Source organism: Rhizobium mongolense USDA 1844, assembly GCF_000419765.1.
In the GTDB taxonomy this organism is placed as follows: domain Bacteria; phylum Pseudomonadota; class Alphaproteobacteria; order Rhizobiales; family Rhizobiaceae; genus Rhizobium; species Rhizobium mongolense.
Genome location: NZ_ATTQ01000073.1, coordinates 1 through 4,890, shown reverse-complemented (window position 1 = coordinate 4,890; position 4,890 = coordinate 1). Strand labels below are relative to the sequence as shown.

The following is a 4,890-nucleotide window of genomic DNA, read 5'->3' as shown; positions in this document are numbered from 1 at the left end:
CGGCTGCTGGAGCATGAGCTTGTCGGCGATGCCGCGGTGGCGGCGCGCGCGGATGCGGCGGGCGACAAGCGGCTCGTCGCCTATGTGGTTGCGAAGACGACGGACGGGTCGGCCGAAGCCGATGGGGCCGAGCTTGCGAGCGTGATGCGCCATCACCTGAGCGGCCTGCTGCCGGACTACATGGTGCCGTCGGCCTTCGTGCGGCTGGACGCACTGCCGCTGACGGTGAACGGCAAGCTCGACCGCAAGGCACTGCCGGTCCCCGACGACGATGCCTATGCGCGTCGGGCCTACGAGGCGCCGCAGGGCGGGATCGAGACGCTGCTGGCCGGGATCTGGGCGGAGCTTCTCGGCGTCGAGCGGGTCGGGCGCCACGACAACTTCTTCGAGCTCGGCGGCCACTCATTGTTGGCGGTGCGCCTGCTCGCCCAAGCGTTAGCCCTTGGGATGAAGGTCAGCGCCAGCAACATTTTTGATGCCCCGATCCTCAAAGACCTCGCTCCGAAGATCGAGTTGGATTCATCCCATTATACACCCGGTGTGCTACCGGTTCGCACGATAGGGTCTCAAGCGCCAGTCTTCTTTGTTCCGACAGGTTATGGCGACTGCTCATATGTGTTCCCCTTAGTCAGAGAGATGGACATAGATTGCCCTGTCTACGCTTTGCCTTGGCCGCCATTTGAGGAAGCTCGTCGATCAAGCCTTGAAGAGATTGCAACAAAAGTAACGCACGCAGTACGCAAAGTGCAGCCACGGGGACCATATCGATTTGCCGGGTATTCCTCTGGGGCTGTACTGGCGTATGCAATCGCCGAGCGCCTGCTCTATCTCGAAGAAACTGTTTCATTTATGGCATTCATCGATGTGCCAATACCCGCGATGTCGCCTGCGATGACGGATACAGAAATCGCTTTGCAAATGATCTTTGAACCTCTGGAGTCGCTGGGTGATGAGGGGTTTGAGGTGCTGCGCCAATCGGCCGGGCAGAGTTCCGTTGAGCAGTTGTTTGAGAAAGCGCGACAAATCGGTGCGGTCGTCGGTAGACCAGATCTCTACTATGACGCCATCAGATACGCGCAATTTCACCAAGCTGTGCATTCGTATGAGATGCCATCACTGCCAGTCAGCGTGCACCAATTTTATGCTCTGGAGCACTCTCTTAGCCGAAGGGCGCGACTTCCGGCAGCGCCGGACGCAAATTCACCAATGCGCGGCTGGGATCGAATTTTGGGCGCGGAGTTTATCCAGGCTGTGCCCGTTCCAGGCGATCACGTGACGATGATGGCTGTTCCGGAAAACCGGCGGGTCTTGGCGCGCCAACTGTCAGCAGCCTTAAACAATTCGCCGACTACCCACCCGAACAGCAATCTGGATGTCAAATGACAGAGCGGCTATCCCACCTGAATACTCATCTTCCTTCGACCGCTGAGTTGTTAACCTTGGGGGGTGACGAGCGGATCGAACTTGATGCTGGCCAAATGACAAATAAGTACGGGCGTAAACCACTTCCCGACAGGGAAATATTCTCATTTGGTTCCGCAACCGCATCTACGATTTCTGACATCGGATTTTCAGCTGCGGAAAAACTGCGCCAAAGGATATTGCAGACCTTGCATGGACGGGCACCGGAAGAAGTTTATCTAGAAGAGATCGACAGACTTCGCACCGAATTCATTGGCTTATGCGGTTTGGAACATATTCGAGGACTAGAACTCATCGTTTCCCCTTCTGGCACCGACGCTCACATGATCGCCTCCAAATTGGTCGCAGGAAGCGCCGTCGCAAAGACATTGGCAATTATGGTCCAATCGGAGGAGACGGGGAGTGGGGTCGGTCATGCTCTGGCTGGTGGTATGCATTCTCCGCACCGCGAGAGTGGTGGAATAAGGGTTAATCCAGCAGATCCAATTGATGTTAGATCGATAGCAGTTCGCATGGAAGGTTCCCGTCTCCGACCCATTGCGGCCGTCGATGATGAGCTTGAGGCAATAGTATCGGCTGCGATAACGCGATACAGTCGTATTTTGATTGTGTTGACTGACGTTTCGAAAACCGGCGTACTGGCTCCAACTCCGAGCAAGGCGCTGGATCTCAAGCGTCGCTGGCCTGATAGTGTTGAAATTCTCATCGATGCATCTCAATTTCGATTGGCACCGAAGACGCTGCAAAACTATCTTACCATCGGCTGCTTGGTGATAGTTACTGGATCCAAGTTTTTGGGAGGTCCAGCCTTTTCGGCAATGCTCTTGGTGCCTGAGTCGCTGGCATGCCGTTTGAAGAAACGGCCACTACACCCTATACCCGGAGCGAAGTCTTGCCGGGCAGATTGGCCCCGAAACTGGACAGGCGCTCAGTCACTCCCGGAAACCAGCAATTTTGGTTTACTTTTGCGATGGGAAGCTGCGCTCGCCGAATTGCGTGCTTTCCGTAGTGTTTCAGAGGAAGATGTCCAAAGTGTCGTGTTTGACTTTCATAAGGAGGTTACCTCCTGGCTGAACAATGCGCCTAATTTTCAGCTGTTAGAGCAACCGACGTTACAACGCCATCTGCCAGTCACCCACAATTCTTGGGACCAGCTACCAACTATTTTTCCTTTTATACTGTTTCACGTAAGTCGACGTGCGGGGAGAAATCCGCTGGCTGTCCCGCAAACCAAGAGGATCTATGATCATTTGTGCCAGGATTCGACCGTGAAAGCCAAGATGCCCGGTGACTCAATGTTGTCAGTTCGTTGCGAAGTTGGACAACCGGTTCCTTGCGGCGAGCTTGAGGGCGTCCAAGTTGCCGCGTTGCGGCTTTGCCTTAGTGCACGCCTGATTGTGGAAGCGATCAACGCAGGCGAACGAGGCATGAAGCATTTGTTCGATCGAAGTCTGATGGTCTTGGAAAAAGTCGCCTTCCTCACCAGAAACTGATCTGCATTCTGATAAGGCATCATCGCCGGAGCCTGGAAAAGCCATGCCGGAATGAAGAAGCTTTATTTGTCTTTGAACCCGCGTGATCCATCGGAACTTCGCACGCCATCACTAAGAAATCGAGGTTCCGGCTACACATTAGGTATTTTACTATCGGAGGTTATACGCGAATGCGCTACTATCTCTTACAGCCCAACGATTTGACTCCGACCGAAGAGGTTGATTACCGACAAGTTCTTGAGCTTGAAGAAGAGATTCTCCAAGCCAAATTCTGGAAGACTCCAATTGCAGTCCATAAGGGAGAGCTTTTCGTAATGGATGGCCATCATAGACTGGCTGTCGCCAAGCGGCTTCAATTGAGGATATTGCCAGCAATGTTACTAGACTACCACGGTGTTCGGGTAGAAGCTTGGCGTCCGGGAGAGGTAGTTACTCCCGAGATCATTTTTGCTATGGCTCGGAGCGGACGGAAGTTCCCTGCCAAGACAACCAAACATGTCTTCGACCCTCAGTTCCCCGAATGTAAAATCCCATTGAGTGATCTCGGATATGATCGGGACAATGGTTCCTGAAGGGTGCGAATTCCGACTTGAAACCGATCGCTCGTCCCATGCAAGAGCGGTAGGTTTTCGAAACTAATCTTTCCTCTGGGTTAGCGACTTTGGGTTCAAGTCGCAATTGAGGTCGGCATAGAAAAAGCTCCGGACTGGGGCGCAACTGGTTAAAATGATTCAGGTGACACAGGTTTTGCGCGAGATAGAAGAATGAGCTTAAAGGTATTCTCATTACGGGAACGGCCCGATCTGATTCCCTCAGTTTTTTCACCGAAATTCGATGGTCTTTGGCCCAACTTCATGCGCCAAAATCAAACTGCAAAGCTGTATTTTGGGAAGGCCGTGTTTTTTGACTACCTTGACTATGCCTTTGTAGGACTTATCGATGAGGAGGTCGTTGCTCGAGCTTTCGGCGTGCCGTTTGCACTGAACGTTGATGGGCGTGCCGAACTGCCTGACGGCGGTTGGGACCAGGTTATCCGCTGGGCGCATGAGGATAAACTTATCGGTCGCAAACCAAACACGATGAGTGCACTCGAAATCACATTGGCGCCCAGAGCACGAGGTATTGGCAATGCACTGGCAATGTTGGGCGCATTGAAGACCTGTGCCAGGAATGTTGGCTTCGACGAATTGTCTGTGCCGGTTCGTCCAAATCAGAAGCAACGAGACCCGCGGCTACCAATGGATGAATACATCAAATTACAGCGTGCTGACGGCTCCCCGTTGGATTCCTGGCTGCGAACTCACATAGCCGTCGGTGGCAGAATCTTAAAAATAGCACCTTATTCCATTACCATTGCTGGGACAATTACCGAATGGTCAAGTTGGACAGGAATAGCGTTTGAACGTTCGGGTATGGTGGAAATTGATGGTGCACTAGTGCCGATGCTTGTGTCGATTGAGCACAATTACGGCATATATGCCGAACCGAACGTGTGGGTTCGACACGCGCTATGATCTATTTTCTTGACTATATGGTTAGCTTCCCTTCCGTCAGTGGGATAATGACCTCCACGATNTCACCAAAGCGTGTCGCCAGAAGATCTCGGGTTGGCGTTCCATCATAGGGCGCCGTCGGCAATGAACTTCTCGACGGGGCCACCGATCTGGTCCAGAAGTCCTGGTAACGCTGTCGGATCGCCGACATCATCCACGGTCAGATCGGAACAAANAATCTCACCACTGACAAGATTGAGACCGAGGTGCAGTTTGCGCCATCTTTTGCGTTTGGCCTTGGNTTTGTGCTTGTTTTCCAGCCACTCGCCCTCGCCGAAGACCTTCAAGCCGGTGCTGTCGACAACCAGATGGACCGGACCTGATGTTGTGGCTCGGGACTTTGTCGACGGCAACGCCAGCCCTTTGCTCCGGCGAGACAGGGTGGAGAAGTCAGGCACGGCAATATCGAACCCCATCAGCGC

The 4,890-nt window shown here is 53.4% G+C and carries 5 protein-coding genes; 4 read left to right on the top strand and 1 reads right to left on the bottom strand.

Translation table 11 applies throughout. The features are described from left to right. The 4 genes from A3C3_RS40920 to A3C3_RS0136985 form a co-directional block, all read left to right on the top strand. On the top strand, window positions 1–1,383 hold a 1,383-nt coding region (locus A3C3_RS40920; protein WP_033420041.1), incomplete at its 5' end, for a thioesterase domain-containing protein. Further along, the gene (locus A3C3_RS0136995) at window positions 1,380–2,915 is read left to right on the top strand and encodes a hypothetical protein (RefSeq protein WP_022719484.1); all 1,536 of its coding nucleotides are present in this window, start codon (window positions 1,380–1,382) and stop codon (window positions 2,913–2,915) included. The genes A3C3_RS40920 and A3C3_RS0136995, both read left to right, overlap by 4 nt. 170 nt (window positions 2,916–3,085) lie before the next feature. Beyond that, window positions 3,086–3,487 (top strand): ParB N-terminal domain-containing protein, encoded by a 402-nt coding sequence (locus tag A3C3_RS0136990; protein WP_022719483.1) that lies wholly within the window; start codon window positions 3,086–3,088, stop codon window positions 3,485–3,487. A gap of 282 nt (window positions 3,488–3,769) precedes the next feature. Next, complete coding sequence (locus A3C3_RS0136985; RefSeq protein ID WP_028740323.1) at window positions 3,770–4,429, top strand: hypothetical protein; 660 nt, start codon at window positions 3,770–3,772, stop codon at window positions 4,427–4,429. Between the two features lie 104 nt (window positions 4,430–4,533). On the opposite strand, the gene A3C3_RS42390 is transcribed toward A3C3_RS0136985, so the two are convergent. Continuing rightward, entirely contained in the window at window positions 4,534–4,884 is a 351-nt protein-coding gene (locus A3C3_RS42390; protein WP_425337571.1) for a transposase, read from the bottom strand. Window positions 4,885–4,890: the final 6 nt, after the last annotated feature.

What these genes read in the sequence shown, in the direction of transcription:
- A3C3_RS0136995 (WP_022719484.1), top strand. Translation starts at nt 1,380, where the DNA reads ATGACAGAGCGGCTATCCCACCTGAATACTCATCTTCCTTCGACCGCT.
- A3C3_RS0136990 (WP_022719483.1), top strand. Translation starts at nt 3,086, where the DNA reads ATGCGCTACTATCTCTTACAGCCCAACGATTTGACTCCGACCGAAGAG.
- A3C3_RS0136985 (WP_028740323.1), top strand. Translation starts at nt 3,770, where the DNA reads ATGCGCCAAAATCAAACTGCAAAGCTGTATTTTGGGAAGGCCGTGTTT.